We start from the raw sequence: 2,314 nt of genomic DNA, 5'->3' as shown, positions 1-2,314 counted from the left end.
GTTGGGGAAGGTGTACTCCCAGAAGAGTACCTCATCCCCGCTTGCATCACCGCTACTGTTACTCTGGTCGGTAGCGGTGTCCCCATCGCCTCCGCCGAGTTGCCTGTCGCCTCCACTATTACCGCCACCCGTACACCCCGCGAGTGCGACGCCTGCGCCAACACCGAGGCCCTTCACGAGTGAACGCCTGCTCAAACTAGATGAGTTACTCTCTGTCATGGGATGAACCCTACAGCACACATTAGACCACCATTATTTATAATTTACTAATGGACACATATTCCACAGACATCGGCAACGGCGGTGTTAACTACACTATCGGGAAGAGAAAGTTCGATCCAAGCGACGACGCTTCGCTAGCAGAGTGATCTACTAGTGACTGTCCCGCAGCATCACTCGGCTCCGACCTCAACGCTGCCGACGTTGTCGAGACCAACGAGTGCGTCGATATCACTAGACTCGGGTGGCTCGCGGTTCCGAAGTGTCTCGCCCGTCTTCCCGTCGAAGAGATGAATCCGGTCCTGCGGGAACTGAACGGTTAGCTGCCTCCCCGGTTCGATGACGATGTCTCCTTCGAGCGTTGCAGTATACTGCTTGCCACCGATTTGAAGGTAGACGTAGGTGACATCGCCCAGTGGTTCAGTTACCTCCACTTCCGGCGACAACGCGTTGTGTGTGCCTGCTGGAACCGCTTTGATATCTTCAGGACGGATACCTAGGGTGAACTGTTGTCCCGAGCTTTCGATATCTGCGTAGACGTCATCGTCCAATTCGTAGCTAAAGGCGTCGTGAACGAGCGTTGGCGTCTCGCCGCTCGTGTCGAGTTCGACATCGAAGAAATTCATCGACGGTGAGCCAATGAAGCCGGCGACGAACTGATTCTCCGGCTGGTGGTAGCATTCCAGCGGAGTCCCAATCTGCTGCAGTTCACCGTCGTTGAGCACGGCGATTCGGTCAGACATGGTCATTGCTTCAGTCTGGTCGTGCGTGACGTAGATAGTCGTCACGTCGAACTTCTGCTGAATTTTCTGGAGTTCCGTCCGCATCGTCGTCCGGAGTTTCGCGTCGAGGTTCGATAGCGGCTCGTCCATCAGAAACACTTCGGGTTCACGGACGATAGCACGACCAAGCGCAACGCGCTGTTGCTGCCCCCCGGAAAGGTCACCCGGCTTCTTACCGAGCAGATCATCGATACCCATCATCTCGGCCGCCTCGTGAACCCGTTTTCGAATCTCGTCCTTCGGGAGGTCAGTCGTCATCTTTAGCCCGAAAGACATGTTTTCTTCTGCAGTCATGTGCGGGTACAACGCGTAGTTCTGGAACACCATCGCCATATTCCGCGCCTTAGGCTTGTTGTCAGTAACTGCCTCGCCGTCAAGTACTAACTCACCAGATGTTGGTGTCTCGAGACCTGCGATACATCGTAGTGTCGTGGATTTCCCACAACCAGAGGGACCGACGAGAACGATGAACTCGCCGTCTTCGATCTCCACGTCGAAGTCGTCGACAGCAACGATATCTCCGCTATTGTCGTGGAACACCTTCTTGAGGTGCTGAACGTCTAGCTTACCCATACCACGTCCAAGATTGTTATTCGTGTTAAATCTTGCTCTCGTAGGAATTTCTCCGGTAAGCCCTCTCGGCAAGACAGAGGGCAAGTTCGGAGCAGTCGGCTGACTTCAGAGATTGACCCCTAGGCTGTAGCAGGCGGACTCAACGGCAGAACTCGCCCCACAATATTCTATGTTACATGAAACAGCCGCGGTTGGCAACAGTCAACTCATGGGGATGTGCCACCTGTGCCCATCTCTGGCCGATATCGATGGAATTGAGGATTTCATATATCATGAAACTAAATCAAAGACCGTTTCGAAGACAAGCCAATTGGAGGTATCGAGGCGAAAGAACACCCAACAGAAGGGGGTCAGTAGTCCTGATATCCGGGGTTGGAGACCGGATCGATAGTCGGGTCTTCACCTTCGACATCACGGATATACTCAAGCAATCGGTCTCTGAGCCGTTCGAAGACGGCTCTGTACTCAGGCCGACCGACGAGGTTGACCTGTTCGGCGGGGTCACGCGCGAGGTTGTATAGGTATCTCTCGACGTAGTGGTCGCTCGACTTCTCTGCTTTGCCCCCGCGCCATCCGGTCAACGTCGGTGCGGAAACTCCCAGTTTCCAGCGATCCGTTCGGATTGCTCGGCCGATTTCCGAGCCACTGAGCTGGATGAACGCCTCACCCATTCTGGGGTGGTCGTCGTCGAGTAAGCTGTGGCCGTGCATCGACTCGGGAACGTCATTGCCAGCGGCGTC

At 54.9% G+C, this 2,314-nt stretch carries 2 protein-coding genes and 1 pseudogene; 1 reads left to right on the top strand and 2 read right to left on the bottom strand.

Going from position 1 to position 2,314, the window contains the following annotated elements; genetic code table 11:
- Positions 1 to 183 (top strand): hypothetical protein (locus tag C5B90_RS21095; RefSeq protein ID WP_233512148.1); only part of this gene is annotated, 183 nt, incomplete at its 5' end.
- A gap of 209 nt (positions 184 to 392) precedes the next feature.
- Here C5B90_RS21095 and C5B90_RS19735 read toward each other — a convergent pair.
- Positions 393 to 1,574: an ABC transporter ATP-binding protein gene (locus C5B90_RS19735; RefSeq protein ID WP_004967640.1), complete on the bottom strand. Its 1,182-nt coding sequence runs from the start codon at positions 1,572 to 1,574 to the stop codon at positions 393 to 395.
- A gap of 350 nt (positions 1,575 to 1,924) precedes the next feature.
- Positions 1,925 to 2,314, bottom strand: a pseudogene (locus C5B90_RS19730) (arylsulfatase); the annotation flags it as partial.

The sequence above is a fragment of the Haloferax sp. Atlit-12N genome (genome assembly GCF_003383095.1).
Classification (GTDB): domain Archaea; phylum Halobacteriota; class Halobacteria; order Halobacteriales; family Haloferacaceae; genus Haloferax.
This window is presented reverse-complemented; position numbering and strand designations above follow the sequence as displayed.